The sequence below is a fragment of the Streptomyces sp. NPDC101234 genome, assembly GCF_044767525.1.
Lineage (GTDB): Bacteria > Actinomycetota > Actinomycetes > Streptomycetales > Streptomycetaceae > Streptomyces > Streptomyces sasae.
On record NZ_JBIWOA010000001.1, the window covers coordinates 647,735 to 663,724 of the forward strand.

Genomic DNA, 15,990 nt, shown 5'->3' on the forward strand with positions numbered 1-15,990 from the left:
CCGCGATGACCGTCGAGACGTACTGGAACCACAACGTCCACTACCACCCGCTGGTGCTGGACGCCGTACCGGACGGCTGCCGTACCGCCCTGGACGTCGGCTGCGGCGACGGCCTGCTGGCCGCGAAGCTCGCGACCAGGGCGGAGTCGGTGACCGGCGTGGACCGGTCGGCGGAGATGATCCGACTGGCCGGCAAACGGGACGCCGGGAACGTCACCTTCCTCGAGGGCGACTATCTCGACGGCGGCCTCCTCGACGAGGGGAGCTACGACTTCGTCAGCGCCGTCGCCGTCATCCACCATGCCCCGTTCGACGACGCGATCGACCGGCTGGTGAGCCTGCTGGCGCCCGGCGGTCGGCTGGTCATCGTGGGCATGGCGTTCAACCACACCCCTCTGGACTGGGTGATCAGCGGCTGCGGAGTGCCCGCGAGCCGGTTGAACGCGCTTCTGCGGGGCGGCAAGCGGGCCCCGGCGGGGATGCCCGTCGAGGACTCCCCCATGCACTGGGGAGAGGTCCGGCGGGCCACCGCGCACCTGCTCCCCGGCCGCCGGTACCGGCGTCGGCTGCTCTGGCGCTACACGGCGGTGTGGGACAAACCACGCTGAACGCGCGAGGGCGGTCCCTGACCCGGTCAGGGACCGCCCTCGCGCCGGCAGAAAAACTACGCGCCGACCTTCTGCTTCACCTGGGCCAGCGAGGGGTTCGTCAGCGTCGAGCCGTCGGCGAAGAGCACCGTGGGGACCGTCTGGTTTCCGCCATTCGCCTTCTCCACGAACGCGGCCGACTCCGGGTCCTGCTCGATGTTGATCTCGGTGTACGCGATGCCCTCGCGGTCCAGCTGGCTCTTCAGCCGGCGGCAGTAGCCGCACCACGTGGTGCTGTACATCGTCACAGTGCCCTGCATCTCGCTCGCGCTCCTTCGGCAGGTCGGGATGGTCGTCCAGGGAAGGAACGTACGCGACCCGTCCGCCATTCCCGCAGTACCGGTCCGGAGTGACGCCTGCCGCATTGGTACGACTGCAAGGGGTTGCCTGTGGACAACCGGCGCAGCCGTCTCCGGCGACCTGGCAGCATTGCCGTGTGACAGCAGCAACGCACTCCTCCCTCTTCCCGCAGGCACCCGACTCGGCCGACGCGGTGCTCGAAGGGCTCGACCCCGAGCAGCGCGAGGTGGCGACCGCCCTGCACGGACCGGTGTGCGTGCTGGCCGGAGCCGGTACCGGCAAGACCCGGGCGATCACCCACCGGATCGCCTACGGGGTGCGGGCCGGCATCCTCCAGCCGTCCAGTGTGCTCGCCGTCACCTTCACCAACCGCGCCGCCGGAGAGATGCGCGGCCGGCTCCGCCAGCTCGGCGCCCAGGGAGTGCAGGCCCGCACCTTCCACTCCGCGGCGCTGCGTCAGCTCCAGTTCTTCTGGCCGAAAGCGATCGGTGGCTCCCTGCCCCGGCTCGTCGACCGCAAGATCCAGCTCGTCGCCGACGCCGCGGCCGCCTGCCGTGTCCGGCTGGACCGGGGTGAGCTGCGGGACGTCACCGCCGAGATCGAGTGGTCCAAGGTCACCCAGACCGTCCCCGCCGACTATCCGCTCGCCGCCGTGAAGGCCGGCCGCGAGGCCCCCCGCGACCCGGCCGAGATCGCCCAGATCTACTCGGTGTACGAGGACCTCAAGCGCGACCGCGGGGTCATCGACTTCGAGGACGTCCTGCTGCTGACCGTCGCCGTCCTGCAGGACCGGCACGACATCGCCGACCAGGTCCGCGCCCAGTACCAGCACTTCGTCGTCGACGAGTACCAGGACGTCAGCCCCCTTCAGCAGCGCCTGCTGGAGCTGTGGCTCGGCGACCGCGACAGCCTGTGCGTCGTCGGCGACGCCAGCCAGACCATCTACTCGTTCACAGGCGCAACCCCCGACCATCTGCTCGACTTCCGCATCCGTCACCCCGGTGCCACCGTCGTCAAGCTGGTCCGTGACTACCGCTCCACCCCCCAGGTCGTCCGCCTCGCCAACGGTCTGCTGGCCCAGGCCAGCGGACGGGCCGCCGACCACCGCCTGGAGCTGATCTCCCAGCGCCCGGCGGGACCCGAGCCCGTCTACACCGAGTACGCCGACGAGCCCGCCGAGGCCGAGGGCGCCGCCCGCCGCATCCGGGAACTCATCGCCGCCGGGGTCCCGGCCGCCGAGATCGCCGTCCTGTTCCGCACCAACTCCCAGTCTGAGGCCTATGAGCAGGCACTCGCGGACGCCGGGGTGTCCTACCAGTTGCGCGGCGCCGAGCGGTTCTTCGACCGGCCCGAGGTACGCAAGGCGGGCGTCGCCCTGCGCGCCGCGGCCCGCTTCGGCGGCAACGACGCGCTGCTCGACGACACCGTCGACCTGCCGTCCCAGGTGCGTGCGGTCCTCTCCGGGGAGGGCTGGACCACCGCGCCCCCGGCCGGCTCCGGTGCGGTCCGGGAACGCTGGGAGTCGCTGGCCGCCCTGGTCAACCTCGCCCACGACGTCGCCGCCGCCCGGCCCGCCGCCACCCTCGCCGACTTCGTCGCCGAACTCGACGAGCGGGCCAACGCGCAGCACGCGCCGACCGTCCAGGGCGTCACCCTCGCCTCCCTGCACTCGGCCAAGGGCCTGGAGTGGGACGTCGTGTTCCTGGTCGGGGTCGCCGAGGGCATGATGCCGATCACCTATGCGAAGACCGACGAGCAGGTCGAGGAGGAACGCCGTCTCCTCTATGTCGGTGTGACCCGCGCCAGGGAACGGCTCCATGTCTCCTGGTCCCTCTCCCGCACCCCCGGAGGCAGGCCCAACCGCAGGCCCAGCCACTTCCTGGACGGGCTGCGCCCGGGCTCCACCGGCACCGTCGGCCGCGGCTCCGGCGCGGGCGGCGGAGGTGTCGAACGCGGCTTCACCGGCGGCCCCGTGGCAGTGCCCCGGCGCACCCAGCGTTCCCCCGCCCGCTGCCGGGTCTGCGGGCGCACTCTCACCGACGCCGGCGAGATGAAACTGATGCGCTGCGACGGCTGCCCCTCCGACATGGACGAGGGTCTGTATGAACGGTTGCGTGAGTGGCGCGCCGACCAGGCCCGGCTCAGCGGTCAGCCGGCCTTCTGCGTCTTCACCGACAGGACACTGATGGCCATCGCCGAGAGCGCCCCGGACGACGATCGCGAGCTGGCCCGCATCCCCGGTGTCGGCATGCGCAAGCTCAACCGATACGGAGCCGATGTTCTGGCCATCTGCGCAGGCCAGGAGCCCGGCGGAGGCACCGGGACGGAATGACTTCAACTCGTCGAAAAAATAGTTTGCGCATGCCCCAGCAATCCCCATAGGTTCTAGGCACGGAAGCGGCGGCCTTCTCGAAGGCCCGGTTCCGTGATGTACTTGCATATCCGAACGGACTGGCCCAGCCAGTTCCTTAGACGCCGAGAGGAGGCGAGTCCAGTGATCAGCATCGAGACCAACATCAGCGCGGCCAAAATGACCGATCTCTCGGCCGTCTCCCTGTGCATGCTCGGCGTCTCCAACCGGGGCACCGGTGTGTCCGGCATTCCTGCCGTGCGTCCGGCGTCCTCCGTTTCCCTCGCGGGTCTTCCCGTCCGTGAGCGGAACGAGCGACCGACCAAGGCACTGGAAGCAGTAGTGGCACAGGCCAAGTCCTATGCCTTTACGGCTGCCGGTGCCGCAAGCCGGAAGCAGACGACGCAGCACCACCTGATGTGGGCCTTCCGTGGGCCAGAACCCTGGAGTGATCCAGCCTGATTGATCAGGCCGGCGCCTTCAGGGCCGCGGAACCCCATCGGGGATCCGCGGCCCTTCTGTTTTCCCCGAACGGGGAGAGCGAAGCGAAGGAGCCTCGGGACGAGAGCAGAACCCGGTACCAGCCGCCAACCGGTCCGACCGGACCGGAACGACCAGACGAGGAAGACCAACCGTGCAACTCGAAGCGCACGCCCCGTCCGTACCGCCTTCCGAAACGATCCCCCCGCCCGGCCTCACGGAGGACTCCACCTTGATCCCGCTCACCGCGCTCACCGCGCTCGACGACGCCATCGAGAACCTCGGCGTACCCGTCCCCTGCCGCTCCTACGACCCGGAGGTCTTCTTCGCCGAGTCGCCGGCGGACGTCGAGTACGCCAAGTCCCTCTGCCGCACCTGCCCGCTGATCGAGGCCTGCCTCGCCGGTGCCCAGGAGCGGCGCGAGCCCTGGGGTGTCTGGGGTGGCGAGCTGTTCGTCCAGGGTGTCGTCGTTGCCCGGAAGCGGCCGCGTGGCCGCCCGCGCAAGAACCCGGTCACGGCATGAACATCCTCGGAACGATCGACCGCCCCCTCACGCACGACCCCAAGAAGCAGGCCCCGATGAAGCCGTCCACCAGCGAGCCCACAGGCTCCGCGACTCCAGACTTCACCACTGCCGGTACGACCACCGGCTCGCGTCAGAACAGGACCCGAGAGATGCAACTCATCCCAGAAGCCCTGGCTCGTGCGCATATGCACGAGCGACTGTACGAGGCCGAGCAGGAACGCCGGGCCGTGCGCCTGGCGACCGCTCGCCGGATGCAGCGCCGGGCCGAGCGCGCTTCGATGCGCGCCCGCCGTGCGCTCGCCATGGCCGTCATGCAGTGATCCCGAACACCTGAAGCGGTGGCCTCCCCGGCCGAGGGAGGCGAATGCTCCCCGCGGGGGCCGGTCCGTCCGAACGGACCGGCCCCCGCGGTGCGTTGTGCGCGCTGATCCGCCCACGGCGGGGTTATCGTCACCAGGTGACGAGTCTTTCCGGAGGCAGTGATCACGGCGGCTCCGCCACGGAGCCCCACCCTCTCGTGTGCGCCCGCTGTGGCACACCGGCCGACGGCCCCCAGCCCACCACCTGGACCTGCTCCGTGGAGAACGGCGTCCGCCAGTTCTTCTGCGACGCCTGTGCCAGGGAGAACCTCAGAGCGATCGAGGGCCGGCTCGACTCGCCCTGGTGGTGAACACCGGCACCGCCCCTACTGCGCCTCCACGGCCGCCTCTGCCGCTTCGGCTTCCTCCGTGTACTCGACCTCCTCGGGTACGAACTCGTCGGGTACGAACCCCGGCAGCCAGGCCTCCAGTTCCTCCCGCAGCCGTACCGTCGCGCCCAGCTGGCACAGCACGCCGATGGTGCTCAGGGTCACCCGGTGTATCAGGAGGTAGGCGGGCGGCAGGTTGAGCTGCTTGCCCAGTTGGTGGGCCGGGTTGCGGGGGTCGGCGATACGGGCCGCCTGGCTGCGCATCCAGTTGCGGGTGAAGGTGAACTCGTCGAGCTGGGCGGGTTCGATGATCGGCAGCAGATAGTCCAGGACGGCGTCGGGGTCCAGCTCTATGGACTCCTTGACGAACCCCTCGGCGCACAGCAGCTCGTAGACCGCCTCGGCATCACCGTCCAGCGTCATCCGGAGGGAGTCGCCGATCGGAGCGGGCAGGCCGCCGGCGAGGCGGTCGACGGTGCCGAAGTCCAGCACGCCCAGGCGCCACTCCTCCTCGTCCTCCGGCTCGCCGGGCAGCAGACGGAAGTTGCCCGGGTGCGGGTCGGCGTGCAGCAGGCCGGTGCGGGCCGGGCCCGAGAACAGGAAGCGGGCCAGGAGTTGGCCGGCCCGGTCGCGCTGCTCCGGCGTACCCTGCGAGATGATCTCGGAGAGCGGTATCCCGTCCATCCACTCCGTGACCAGGACCTGGTCGCACTGGTGCACCACCGAGGGGACCACCACATCCGGGTCGTCGGTGAACTCCTCCGCGTGCGCTGCCTGGGCCTGTGCCTCCAGGGCGTAGTCCAGTTCTTCGGAGACCCGGTCGCGCAGCTCCGCGATCAGCGGCTTGATGTCCATACCGGGGATCAGCGGCCCCAACAGCCGGGCGAACCGGCTCAGTTGTCCCAGATCGGACAGCAGGGCCTCGCCGGCTCCCGGGTACTGGACCTTGACCGCGACCGCGCGGCCGTCGTGCCAGACCGCCCGGTGCACCTGGCCGATCGAGGCGGCCGCCGAGGGCTTGTCCTCGAACTCCAGGAACAGCTCACGCCAGTCCTCCCCGAGCCGCTCGGCGAGCACCGCGTGCATGGTGCGGGTCGGCATCGGCGGTGCGGCGTCCTGGAGCTTGGTGAGGGCGGCCCGGTAGGGACCGGCGACCTCCTCCGGGAGAGCGGACTCGAAGACGGACAGGGCCTGCCCGAACTTCATCGCCCCGCCTTTCAACTCTCCCAGGATTTTGAAGAGTTGCTCCGCGGTGCGCTGTTGCAGCTCCCGGCTGACGATCTCCGCGGACTCACCCACGATGCGCTTGCCCAGACCCCAGGTCGCCCGGCCGGCGATGCCGAGCGGAAGCGCGGCGAGCTTGGCGGTCCGGGTGACCGCCTTCCGGGGAAGATCAGACATGCGCCCTCCAAGTCCCAGTCGGCCGCGCCGCGTCCGCGTGCTCTCGTCGCTCCGCCGACGGCCGTTGCCCCACCATTGTCGCGTGTGGATCCCCGTCCGTTGAGGAGTGTTCCCCCTTGGTTTTCTCCGCAGCTGCGCAGGGGCATGCGGGGTGCGGCCGGACCGGGCGCGCGTGCCAGTGCAGAGCAGGCACGGACGCCTCCCAGCGCACTCCCGTACCGGACGGCGACTCCCCGTCGAGGAAGGCCAGGGCGTGGGCGGCGGCCAGCCCGGCCACGGCCGCAGCCAGCGTCAGATCGCAGGCGCCGACCCGGCGGGCCTGTCCGGAACGCCACTGGGCGACCAGGCGCGGCCAGGCGGGATCCCGGTCCGTACGGTGCTCGTGCAGACAGCGGGCGCACCCCGTCCCGCCGGGGAGGACGAGCGGGCCGACGACGCCTGTGCCCTCCACCACACCCGTATAGAGGTGTGGGGTCCCCGAGGCCATGAGCGGCTCGGCGGCGCGCGCGTCCGGGGCGTGCACCAGGACGTCGTCGCGCGGGGCGATGATCACCAGGGCCAGACCGGGTTCTTCCGCGGCCGGGTCCGGACGGCGCGGCGGACGGTCCGGGGCCGCTCCGCGGACGACCCTGCGCGCGGCCTCGTCCCGGCGCTCGCCGACCGTCTCCGCCGGCAGCCCGCCCGGCATCACGTCCCACGGCTGGACCCGGCCCACGTCCCGCACGTCGACCTCGCCGACACCCGCACCGGACAGCAGCGCGGCCAGCGTGACACCGACCCGGCCCGCGCCCCGCACCTGCACCCGCAGCGCACGCCTGGCCGCCAGCCGGCCGAGCGGGCCGCCCGGTTCCGGGGTGATCAGGGAGAGCGACTCCAGATCGGGGCGCAACCGCTCCAGCACCTGCTTCTTGTCGCGCAGCGACTGTGCCGCCGGCCCGCCGCCACGCGTGTCGTCGACGAGCCCGGCCCGGGACAGCCGCTCCACCAGCGCGTCGACATGCCCGTCCGGCAGGTCCATGCGGCGCCCTTCCTCGCGCAGCAGCGCGAGCCCCCGGGTGCCGTTGAGCAGGTCCAGGAAGCTCCCGGTTGCCGTGTCCATCGGTCCGAGTGTCATCGCGTGCGCCGGAGTCATCCCGAACTGCACGGTGTTGAGATCACGCCAGCCGCGCCGGAGCGCGGGCTTCATCAAAGGATGCATGACAGGCCCCCGTAGCCGTCGAAAGGTGATGGAACGTCCCCGTCTGCCGGTGGAGCCGGTCGTGCTCCGCGGACGAGTGGCGACGAGTGCCAGCATGCCCGGCCCGCCCGGCGGGTGCCGAAAGTTGTCCACAGGCGGTGGGTATTCGTCGTACAAATCAAACGCATGGTGGGGGATCGGCATCGAACCGTCCCGGACCCGGGACTTCCCACATGTGCAGCGGGTAACGTCGGGGCGTGCCCGCCGACCCACTGCACAGCGCCGGAAACCCACAGCGCAGCACGACGAGCCAGCCGCCCAGCGGCTCGGGGGCGAGCGCGATCGAGGTTCGCAGAAGCGCCCGGCGCCGCCGGACCGTCTCCGCGTACCGCGAGGGCGATCGCACCGTCGTGCTGATCCCCGCCCGGATGTCCGAGGCGGAGGAGAAACGCTGGGTGACCGTCATGCTCAAGAAGCTCGCTGCCCAGGAGAGCAAGCGAGTGCTCGGCGACGCCGAACTCGCCGAGCGCGCCCAGCGGCTGTCGGACCAGTACTTCGGCGGCCGGGCCCGTCCCGCCTCGGTGCGCTGGGTCACCAACCAGAACACCCGCTGGGGCTCCTGCACCCCGGCCGAGGGCAGCATCCGGCTCTCGCACCGGCTCCAGGGCATGCCCGAGTACGTCGTCGACTACGTGCTCTGCCACGAACTCGCGCATCTGCTGGTGCCGGGACACGGCCCCCGGTTCTGGCGGTTGCTGGAGGCGTATCCACGGACCGAGCGGGCCCGGGGTTACCTCGAAGGGGTGGTCGCCGCCGACCGGCTGTCCCATGTGCCCGGCGCGCGAGATGAGTGACGCACCCCGGGAGCGCTCCCCTCGGGGGCGCTGAGCGCGGTTGTGTACCGGGTCTGTACCGACTTCTTCCGATGTCCGAGTTAGCGGTTAGCCTGGCGCGACGCACTCGCATTCGGGATGGGGGATGGTCGTAACGCATGGCCAGGGAATTCCAACGCGGCCACAAGGCCAGGATCAGTGACCTCACGGCGGGCACGGATCTGTACGTAGGCGTGCAGATCTCCGGGCCCGGACTGTCCTTCGACATCAGCTGCTTCGGCCTCGACGCCGACGAACGGCTGTCGGACGACCGCTACTTCGTCTTCTTCAACCAGCCGAAGTCCCCCGAGGAGTCCATCCAGCTGCTGGGTACGCAGGCGGGCGACACGGAGTCCTTCCGGGTCACGCTGGACCGGATCCCGCCGCAGATCCAGAAGCTGTCGTTCACCGCGACCGTCGACGGCACCGGCCAGATGTCGCAGGTCGCTCCCGGATACATCCGTATCGTCGCGGGCGGCGAGGAGGTGGCCCGGTACTCCTTCAGCGGCTCGGAGTTCTCCACCGAACGCGCCGTGATGCTCGGCGACTTCTACCTGAAGGACGTGTGGCGCTTCGCCGCCGTCGGACAGGGCTTCGACGGCGGTCTGGAGGCGCTGCTGAAGAACTTCGGCGGCGAGGTGCTGGAGGAGGAGGCGCCCGCCGCGCCCGCGCCCCAGCAGCCGCAGACCGGGGCCGCGCCCGGCTTCGCGCCGCCCGCCTTCGCCGCCCCGTCCGCGCCCGCCCCGGCCCCCGCCGCCCCCACTCCTGCGCCGGCCCCCGCCCCCGCGCCGGCCCCCCAGGGCTTCACCCCGCCCCCGGCCCCCGGCCCCGCGTCGGCTCCGAACGTGCATGCCGCGCCCACCCTCATCGCCCCGATGACCCCGCCCGCCACCGGTACCGTGCCGCCCCCGGGCCCGGCGCCCGCGCCCTACGGCCAGCCGCCCGCCCCGAACGCGCCCGTGCCACCCGGCTACGGCCGGCCTCCGGCGCCTCCCCAGGCCCCGGGCCCGCCGCCCGGATACCCCCAGGCCCCGCCCCCGCCCCCGGGCTACGGCCAGCAGCAGCCGTTCGGGCAGGTCCCCGGCCAGCAGAACTACGCGGTCCCGCAAGGCGCTCCCCAGGGCGGTGCCGGAGTCGGTGCCGCGCTCCAGAAGTTCAAGGAGACGCCCACCGGGCAGCGCTGGACGCCGCAGAACAGCAAGCTCATCCGTGCCGACCTGGGCATGGGCGGCCAGCCCGTGCTGGCCCGGCAGGGCAGCATGGTGCTCTACCAGGGCAAGGTCGACTTCAGCTACAAGGGCGCCGGATTCGCCGGCCGGATCGTGGGCAACGCGACCGGCCAGGAGATGCAGCTGATGCGCTGCACCGGCAACGGCCAGGTGTTCTTCGCCGAGAACTCCGCCCATCTGCACCCCATCGAACTCCAGGGCGACGCGATCTGCGTCTCCGCCGAGAGCGTCCTCGCCTTCGACGAGAGCCTCCAGCACGAGGTCCGCCGGATCGAGGGCCACGGCATCCCGGGCGGCGCGCTGTTCACGATGCAGTTCCAGGGCACCGGCACCATCGTCGTCAAGACGCACGGCACGCCCGTGGTGCTGCCCGTGACCCCGACGACCTTCGCCGACTGCAACGCGATCGTCGCCTGGTCGGCGGCCTCCCAGGTGATCGTCTCCAGCCAGGTCCGGATGCGCCGCAACGCCTACCCGGGCGACACCGGCGAGAGCGTCAACCTGCAGTTCCGCGGCGCGCCCGGGAACTTCATCGTCGTCCAACCGTACGAGGTCTGAGGGAGCCCGTCATGAACCAGCCGCTCGCGGGCTACGCCCCCGCACCCGTCACCGCCCGTATGGAGAACCACGGCGATCACATGCTCAAGGTCGCCATGCAGACCGGGAACGACCTCCTCGCGCGCGTGGGGTCGATGGTCGCCTACGAGGGCTTCGTCCAGTACGAGCCCAACCCGCCGGCCGTGCGCCAGATCGCCCGGGACTGGATGACCGGTGAGGGCGCCTCCCTGATGAAGTGCTCCGGGGACGGGCTGCTCTACCTCGCCGACTACGGCGCGAACGTCGTCGTCATCAACCTCGACGGCGACGGCATCTCCGTCAACGCCACCAACCTGCTCGCCTTCGACGCCCACCTCACCTGGGGTGTGGAGCGGGTCAAGGGCCTCGCCAAGTTCGCCGGGCAGGGGCTGTGGAACACCAAGATCTCCGGGCAGGGCTGGGTCGCGCTGACCTCCCGGGGCAAGCCGATCGTCGTCGACTGCGGCGGCGGCGAGGACGAGACGTACGTCGACCCGGACGCGCTGGTCGCCTGGTCCCCGAACCTCAAGGTGAAGGGCAAGCGCAGCTTCAAGGCGCAGTCGCTGATCGGCCGGGGCAGCGGCGAGGCCTTCCAGATGGCCTTCTCGGGCCAGGGCATCGTCGTCGTCCAGCCCAGCGAGGACAGCACCGACCGTCTCCGGTTCCGGGGCTGAGGGGGAGTCAGGAAACCATGCAGAGCCCGCTTTTCGCCTTCAACGACTCCCAGGCCCGGGACCGCTACAGCCTCCAGAACAAGCAGATGCTGCGGGTCGTCCTGGAGGGCCATGACGACATCCTCGCCCGCAAGGGCACCATGGTCGCCTACCAGGGGCTCGTCGAGTTCGACGCCGAGTACCAGGGCAACAACCAGGCACGCGCGCGTGCGTACACCGGCGAGGGCCTGGACCTGATGCGCTGCCACGGGCAGGGCACGGTCTACTTCGCCAACCTCGCCCAGCACATCCACGTCCTGGACGTCGAGCAGGACGGCCTGACCGTGGACAGCGGCTACGTCCTCGCCATGGACTCCTCGCTGCACTACGAGGTCGTCGCCGTCGACAGCCTGTACGGCATCTCCGGGTCCGGGAAGTACCAGCTCAACATCACCGGACGCGGCAAGGTCGCCCTGATGACCTCCGGTGCGCCGCTGCTGATGCAGGTCACGCCCGACAAGTACGTCAACTGCGACGCCGACGCGATCGTCGCCTGGTCCACCGGACTGCGCGTCCAGATGCAGGCCCAGACGCATTCCTCGGGCGTGTGGCGGCGCCGGGGCAACACCGGGGAGGGCTGGGAGCTCAGTTTCATGGGAAGTGGCTTCGCGTTGGTCCAGCCGAGTGAACTGCTGCCCCCGCAGAACGCCCAGATCGGTCACGGTGTCGCCGCCCAGTTCGGCATGGGACAGCAGGGCGCGCGCGGGATGAACCAGGGCAACGTCTGGAGCTGAGAGCCCGAAAAGCAAGGGGCGCCCGACAAGGAGGGCGCCCCTTACGCATGTCCGCGGATGAACCGGCTCAGAGCCGCGCGCGGGTCCCTTCCAGCAGTCGTACGACCGAGTCGTCGGCGACCGCCGCGACCTCGTCGTAGGCGAACCAGCGCAGGTCGAGGGACTCGTCGCTGATCGCATGGGCGGCGCCCTGCGGGGCGAGGGCCGCGTACTGGACGTCGAAGTGCCAGTGGCACGGCGCCGGGATCGGATGCCGGTCCAGGCGGACCGGGCCGCCCGGCAGCAGCGTCAGCCCGGGGATCCCGGACTCCTCCGTCGCTTCCCGCAGGGCCGCCGCGGCCAGGGTGGCGTCGCCCGGCTCGCAGTGGCCGCCCATCTGCAGCCACATCCGCAGCTTCCTGTGCAGGGTCAGCAGTACCCGGCCGTGCCCGGGATCGACGACCAGGGCGCTCGCCGTGACATGGCCCGAGTGACAGGCCTTCCACATGCCGTCCGGGTGGGCCGCGAGATGGTCCAGGTAGGCCTGTCGCAGCTCGGCCTGGTCCTCGTACCCCTTGAGGACGAGGACCGCGTCGTCGTGAAGGCTCACTCGGTGTCGTCGCCCTCTGCCTGGTCGTCCTTCTTGCGCAGGTCGGGGCGCACGTCGGGCTGCTCCGCCGCCTCGCCGAGCATCTTGTCCAGCTCCGAGAAGTCGAGCTGTTCGCGGTGCACGAAGCCGTCCGGGTCGTCCAGGTCGGACGCCGTCGGCAGCATGTCCGGGTGGGCCCACAGCGCGTCCCGGCCGTCGACACCGCGCGCGTCCGTGAGCGAGGCCCACAGCCGGGAGGCGTCCCGCAGCCGGCGCGGCCGCAGCTCCAGGCCGATCAGTGTGGCGAACGTCTGCTCCGCGGGGCCGCCCGTGGCGCGGCGGCGGCGCAGGGTCTCGCGGAGCGCGTCGGCGGACGACAGACGCGGCTTCGCGGCCGCGTGGACCACCGCGTCGACCCAGCCTTCCACGAGCGCCAGGGCCGTCTCCAGACGGGCCAGTGCCGCCTTCTGCTCGGGCGTGTCCTCCGGCTGGAACATGCCCTGCTGCAGGGCGTCCTGAAGCTGCTCGGGGTTCTGCGGGTCGAACTGGCCGACCACGTCCTCCAGCTTCGCCGTGTCGACCTTGATGCCGCGCGCGTAGCCGTCGACCGCGCCGAACAGGTGCGAGCGCAGCCAGGGCACATGCGCGAACAGGCGCTGGTGGGCCGCCTCGCGCAGGGCGAGATACAGCCGCACCTCCTCCTTCGGCACGCCCAGGTCCTTGCCGAACGCCTCGATGTTCACCGGCAGCAGCGCGGCCTTGCCGGCCGGGCTCAGCGGCAGGCCGATGTCGGTCGAGCCGACGACCTCGCCCGCGAGCACGCCGACGGCCTGCCCGATCTGCGTGCCGAACATGGCGCCGCCCATCGAGCGCATCATGCCGATCAGCGGGCCCGCCATGGCCTGCATCTCCTCCGGCAGGACGTCGCCCATCGCGGCGCCGACCCGCTCGGCGACCGGGTCGACCAGCTCCTGCCAGGCGGGCAGCGTCGCCTCGACCCACTCCGCGCGCGACCACGCCACCGCCGAACCGGAACCGGACGGCAGCGACGTCGCGTCGTCCAGCCACAGGTCGGCCAGCCGCACGGCCTCCGCGACCGCCGTGCGCTCGGCGGGGCCGACGCTCGCGTCCTTGACGCCGTCCGACGTGCCCTGGGAGACCGTCTGCCGGGCGATCTGCTTGGCCATGTCCCAGTTCACCGGGCCGCCCTCGTACGAGAGCATCTGGCCCAGCTGCTGGAAGGCCGCGCCCAGGTCGGTGGGGTTCAGCGAACCGAACATGGCAGCGAACGGATTGTCGGAGCCGGGGCTGCCGAAGCCGCCGGCTCCGGGCGTGCCGAAGCCGAACGGGCTGGCCGGTCCCTGCCCACCGCCGCTCTGCTGGTCCTTCTTCTTGCCCTCGTCGCCGTCTTCCGGCTCCTCCGGCGGAAGGCCGAAACCGAATGGGGTGTCACTCACGGGAATCCTCGGCTGGTAAGGCCACCGGTTCTCTCCGGCGGCGCGGCTGCCCGACAACACCACCCAGCGTAGACACCCGAGCCCGATCGGGCCTCGGTGCTTCGCCGACACTCGGCCTGCGGCAGGATGGATGCCACCTGGTACGTACGCGTCACTCGCGCCCGTACTGAAGACAACCGCTGGAGACGCCCGGTGAGTTCCCCAGATCCGCAGGTTCGCGCAGCGCGAAACCACTCAACCCCTCCCGCCGTGCGCGGGCCCGTCGTCGCCGTGACCGGCGCCGCGACCGGGGTCGGCGCGCTGCTCACCGAGCGGCTGGCCGCGTCGGAGGAGATCAAGCAGGTCATCGCCATCGACGAGCGGCGCGGGGAGTGCCCGGACGCCCAGTGGCACATCCTCGACGTGCGGGATCCGGCCATCGCGGAGAAGCTGCGCGGGGCCGACGTGGTGGTGCATCTCGCGCTCGATCTGGATCTGGAGACCGATCCCGCCGCCCGTACGGCCTACAACGTGCGCGGGACGCAGACCGTGCTGACCGCGGCGGCCGCGGCCGGGGTGCACCGCGTGGTGCTGTGCACGTCCTCGATGGTCTACGGCGCGTTGCCGGACAACGAGCTGCCGCTGTCCGAGGACGCGGAGCTGCGGGCGACCGCGGAGGCCACGGGGGTCGGCGACCTGCTCGAAGTCGAGCGGCTCGCGCGCCGGGCGCCCCGCGCGCATCCTGGGCTCAATGTCACCGTCGTGCGCCCCGCGGTGCTCGTCGGTGGCACCGACACCGCGCTGACCAGGTACTTCGAGTCGCCTCGGCTGCTGGTGGTCGCAGGATCGCGGCCCGCCTGGCAGTTCTGCCATGTCGAGGATCTGTGCAGTGCGCTCGAGTACGCCGTCCTGGAGAAGGTCGAGGGAGAGCTCGCCGTCGGCTGCGACGGATGGCTGGAGCAGGAGGAGGTCGAGGAGCTGAGCGGGATCCGGCGGATGGAGCTGCCGTCGGCGGTCGCGCTGGGCGCCGCGGCTCGGCTGCACCGGATCGGGCTGACGCCGTCGCCTGCCGGGGATCTCGCCTACACGATGTACCCGTGGGTGGTGAGCGGGAGCCGGCTGCACGATGCCGGGTGGCGGCCGGGGTGGACGAACGAGGAAGTGCTGGCCGAGCTGCTGGAGGAGGTGGCCGGGCGGCACACCGTTGTCGGGCGGCGGCTGGGACGGAAGGACGCGACGGCCGCGGGGGCCGCGGGGGCGACGGTCGCTCTGCTGGGCGCGGCGGCTGTGGTGCGGCGGGCCCGGAAGGCCCGGCGGCGGATCTGAGCTCCGCTGCGTGAGGGCGTGGCTCTGCGCCGCAGGACTTCCCTCCCGCAGCACTCCGCAGGGCTCCCAGTACTCCCGGCACTCCGCAGGGCTACCGCAGGACTCCTGTAGGAGTCTCCGAAGCCGCACGCGCGTGTGCCTGATGTCAGGCGTATTCCGAGTGCTCCCGGGCTTGCGGCACGATGGAGGTATGGCTGCTATGAATGATCATCCCGGTGAGCAGGGTGCTGACGATCCCATCAGGCTGATCGGGATTCGGGAGAGCGCGCTCTCCGTGGACGAGGTCTTCGCGGCCGTGGGGGACGACGCCGCCGGAGGCGTCGCGCTGTTCGTGGGGACCGTGCGGAACCACGACGGGGGCGCCGACGTGGACGCGCTCGGGTATTCGTGTCATCCCAGTGCCGAGAGCGAGATGCGGCGGATCGCGGAGAAGGTCGTCGCCGAGTACCCGGTGCGGGCGCTGGCCGCGGTGCATCGGGTGGGGGACCTGCGGGTGGGTGATCTCGCCGTGGTCGTCGGTGTGTCGTGTCCGCATCGGGGGGACGCCTTCGAAGCCTGCCGGAAGCTGATCGACGACCTCAAGCACGAGGTGCCCATCTGGAAGCACCAGACGTTCTCGGACGGTACCGAGGAATGGGTCGGGGCCTGCTGAAAGACCCCGTCCGGACTCCGGTTGCGTAACCGAACCCCCAGCGTGAGCGTTGTCAGTGCGGATGGTTAATCTGCTGATCAGTCAGTCGCGGACGCTCAAGGGGTTGGGAGGTGGGCATGGCGGCGCTCGTCTGGTTGCTGATTCCGCTGGTGGCCGCGGTCGGTGCAGGTCTGTGGGGAAGCTGGGCCAATCGGACCAGGAGAGTGCGGAGCGACGGGCCCGAACTGGACGGGTACGCACGGTTTCGCGAGGCCATGGAGAAGTCCCACTCCGGCGGCTGAGGTGCGTCTGACGGCGGCCCTGACGGTGCGCTGA

The 15,990-nt window shown here is 71.1% G+C and carries 18 protein-coding genes; 13 read left to right on the forward strand and 5 right to left on the reverse strand.

Annotation, left to right across the window (positions count from 1 at the left end):
* Positions 1-5: 5 nt before the first annotated feature.
* Positions 6-608 carry a class I SAM-dependent methyltransferase gene (locus tag ACIRR9_RS03005; RefSeq protein ID WP_403746927.1) on the forward strand — a complete coding sequence of 201 codons (603 nt, stop codon included), beginning with the start codon at positions 6-8 and terminating at the stop codon, positions 606-608.
* 56 nt (positions 609-664) lie between these two features.
* Here the strand turns inward: ACIRR9_RS03005 and ACIRR9_RS03010 are convergent, their stop codons facing one another.
* Positions 665-907 (reverse strand): mycoredoxin, encoded by a 243-nt coding sequence (locus ACIRR9_RS03010; RefSeq protein WP_089098894.1) that lies wholly within the window; start codon positions 905-907, stop codon positions 665-667.
* Between the two features lie 176 nt (positions 908-1,083).
* On the opposite strand from ACIRR9_RS03010, the gene ACIRR9_RS03015 reads away from it, so the two are divergent.
* The 5 genes from ACIRR9_RS03015 (at position 1,084) to ACIRR9_RS03035 (ending at position 4,973) form a co-directional block, all read left to right on the forward strand.
* Complete coding sequence (locus ACIRR9_RS03015; RefSeq protein WP_403746929.1) at positions 1,084-3,279, forward strand: ATP-dependent DNA helicase UvrD2; 2,196 nt, start codon at positions 1,084-1,086, stop codon at positions 3,277-3,279.
* A gap of 198 nt (positions 3,280-3,477) precedes the next feature.
* Complete coding sequence (locus ACIRR9_RS03020; protein WP_403747045.1) at positions 3,478-3,759, forward strand: hypothetical protein; 282 nt, start codon at positions 3,478-3,480, stop codon at positions 3,757-3,759.
* Between the two features lie 172 nt (positions 3,760-3,931).
* Positions 3,932-4,300, forward strand: a complete 369-nt coding sequence (locus tag ACIRR9_RS03025; protein ID WP_123974289.1) for a WhiB family transcriptional regulator — start codon at positions 3,932-3,934, stop codon at positions 4,298-4,300.
* A complete protein-coding gene (locus ACIRR9_RS03030; protein ID WP_123974288.1) occupies positions 4,297-4,623 on the forward strand; it encodes a hypothetical protein in 327 nt (108 codons plus the stop codon). The genes ACIRR9_RS03025 and ACIRR9_RS03030 overlap by 4 nt, the downstream gene beginning before the upstream one ends.
* 137 nt (positions 4,624-4,760) lie before the next feature.
* Entirely contained in the window at positions 4,761-4,973 is a 213-nt protein-coding gene (locus ACIRR9_RS03035) for a hypothetical protein (protein WP_316775496.1), read from the forward strand.
* A 15-nt stretch (positions 4,974-4,988) separates the two neighbouring features.
* Here the strand turns inward: ACIRR9_RS03035 and ACIRR9_RS03040 are convergent, their stop codons facing one another.
* Positions 4,989-6,392, reverse strand: a complete 1,404-nt coding sequence (locus tag ACIRR9_RS03040; RefSeq protein ID WP_403746931.1) for an ABC1 kinase family protein — start codon at positions 6,390-6,392, stop codon at positions 4,989-4,991.
* Positions 6,385-7,590 carry a TOMM precursor leader peptide-binding protein gene (locus ACIRR9_RS03045; protein WP_403746932.1) on the reverse strand — a complete coding sequence of 402 codons (1,206 nt, stop codon included), beginning with the start codon at positions 7,588-7,590 and terminating at the stop codon, positions 6,385-6,387. Before ACIRR9_RS03045 ends, ACIRR9_RS03040 begins: the two co-directional genes overlap by 8 nt.
* Before the next feature lie 236 nt (positions 7,591-7,826).
* On the opposite strand from ACIRR9_RS03045, the gene ACIRR9_RS03050 reads away from it, so the two are divergent.
* The 4 genes from ACIRR9_RS03050 (at position 7,827) to ACIRR9_RS03065 (ending at position 11,693) form a co-directional block, all read left to right on the forward strand.
* A complete protein-coding gene (locus ACIRR9_RS03050) occupies positions 7,827-8,423 on the forward strand; it encodes a M48 family metallopeptidase (protein ID WP_365348935.1) in 597 nt (198 codons plus the stop codon).
* 137 nt (positions 8,424-8,560) lie between these two features.
* Positions 8,561-10,228, forward strand: a complete 1,668-nt coding sequence (locus ACIRR9_RS03055; RefSeq protein ID WP_403746934.1) for a TerD family protein — start codon at positions 8,561-8,563, stop codon at positions 10,226-10,228.
* A gap of 11 nt (positions 10,229-10,239) precedes the next feature.
* Complete coding sequence (locus ACIRR9_RS03060; RefSeq protein WP_403746937.1) at positions 10,240-10,920, forward strand: AIM24 family protein; 681 nt, start codon at positions 10,240-10,242, stop codon at positions 10,918-10,920.
* 17 nt (positions 10,921-10,937) lie between these two features.
* Entirely contained in the window at positions 10,938-11,693 is a 756-nt protein-coding gene (locus ACIRR9_RS03065) for an AIM24 family protein (protein WP_365348941.1), read from the forward strand.
* A gap of 67 nt (positions 11,694-11,760) precedes the next feature.
* Here the strand turns inward: ACIRR9_RS03065 and ACIRR9_RS03070 are convergent, their stop codons facing one another.
* Together ACIRR9_RS03070 and ACIRR9_RS03075 are read right to left on the reverse strand one after the other, a co-directional pair.
* Positions 11,761-12,282 (reverse strand): NUDIX hydrolase, encoded by a 522-nt coding sequence (locus ACIRR9_RS03070; RefSeq protein WP_403746940.1) that lies wholly within the window; start codon positions 12,280-12,282, stop codon positions 11,761-11,763.
* Positions 12,279-13,718, reverse strand: a complete 1,440-nt coding sequence (locus ACIRR9_RS03075) for a zinc-dependent metalloprotease (protein ID WP_403746941.1) — start codon at positions 13,716-13,718, stop codon at positions 12,279-12,281. Before ACIRR9_RS03075 ends, ACIRR9_RS03070 begins: the two co-directional genes overlap by 4 nt.
* A 192-nt stretch (positions 13,719-13,910) precedes the next feature.
* On the opposite strand from ACIRR9_RS03075, the gene ACIRR9_RS03080 reads away from it, so the two are divergent.
* The 3 genes from ACIRR9_RS03080 to ACIRR9_RS03090 all read left to right on the forward strand — a co-directional run bounded on the left by ACIRR9_RS03080 (position 13,911) and on the right by ACIRR9_RS03090 (position 15,956).
* Complete coding sequence (locus tag ACIRR9_RS03080) at positions 13,911-15,023, forward strand: SDR family oxidoreductase (RefSeq protein WP_365348947.1); 1,113 nt, start codon at positions 13,911-13,913, stop codon at positions 15,021-15,023.
* A 190-nt stretch (positions 15,024-15,213) separates the two neighbouring features.
* Positions 15,214-15,675 (forward strand): molybdenum cofactor biosynthesis protein MoaE, encoded by a 462-nt coding sequence (locus ACIRR9_RS03085; RefSeq protein WP_123974277.1) that lies wholly within the window; start codon positions 15,214-15,216, stop codon positions 15,673-15,675.
* A gap of 116 nt (positions 15,676-15,791) precedes the next feature.
* Positions 15,792-15,956: a hypothetical protein gene (locus tag ACIRR9_RS03090; RefSeq protein WP_185149156.1), complete on the forward strand. Its 165-nt coding sequence runs from the start codon at positions 15,792-15,794 to the stop codon at positions 15,954-15,956.
* Positions 15,957-15,990 lie beyond the last annotated feature (34 nt).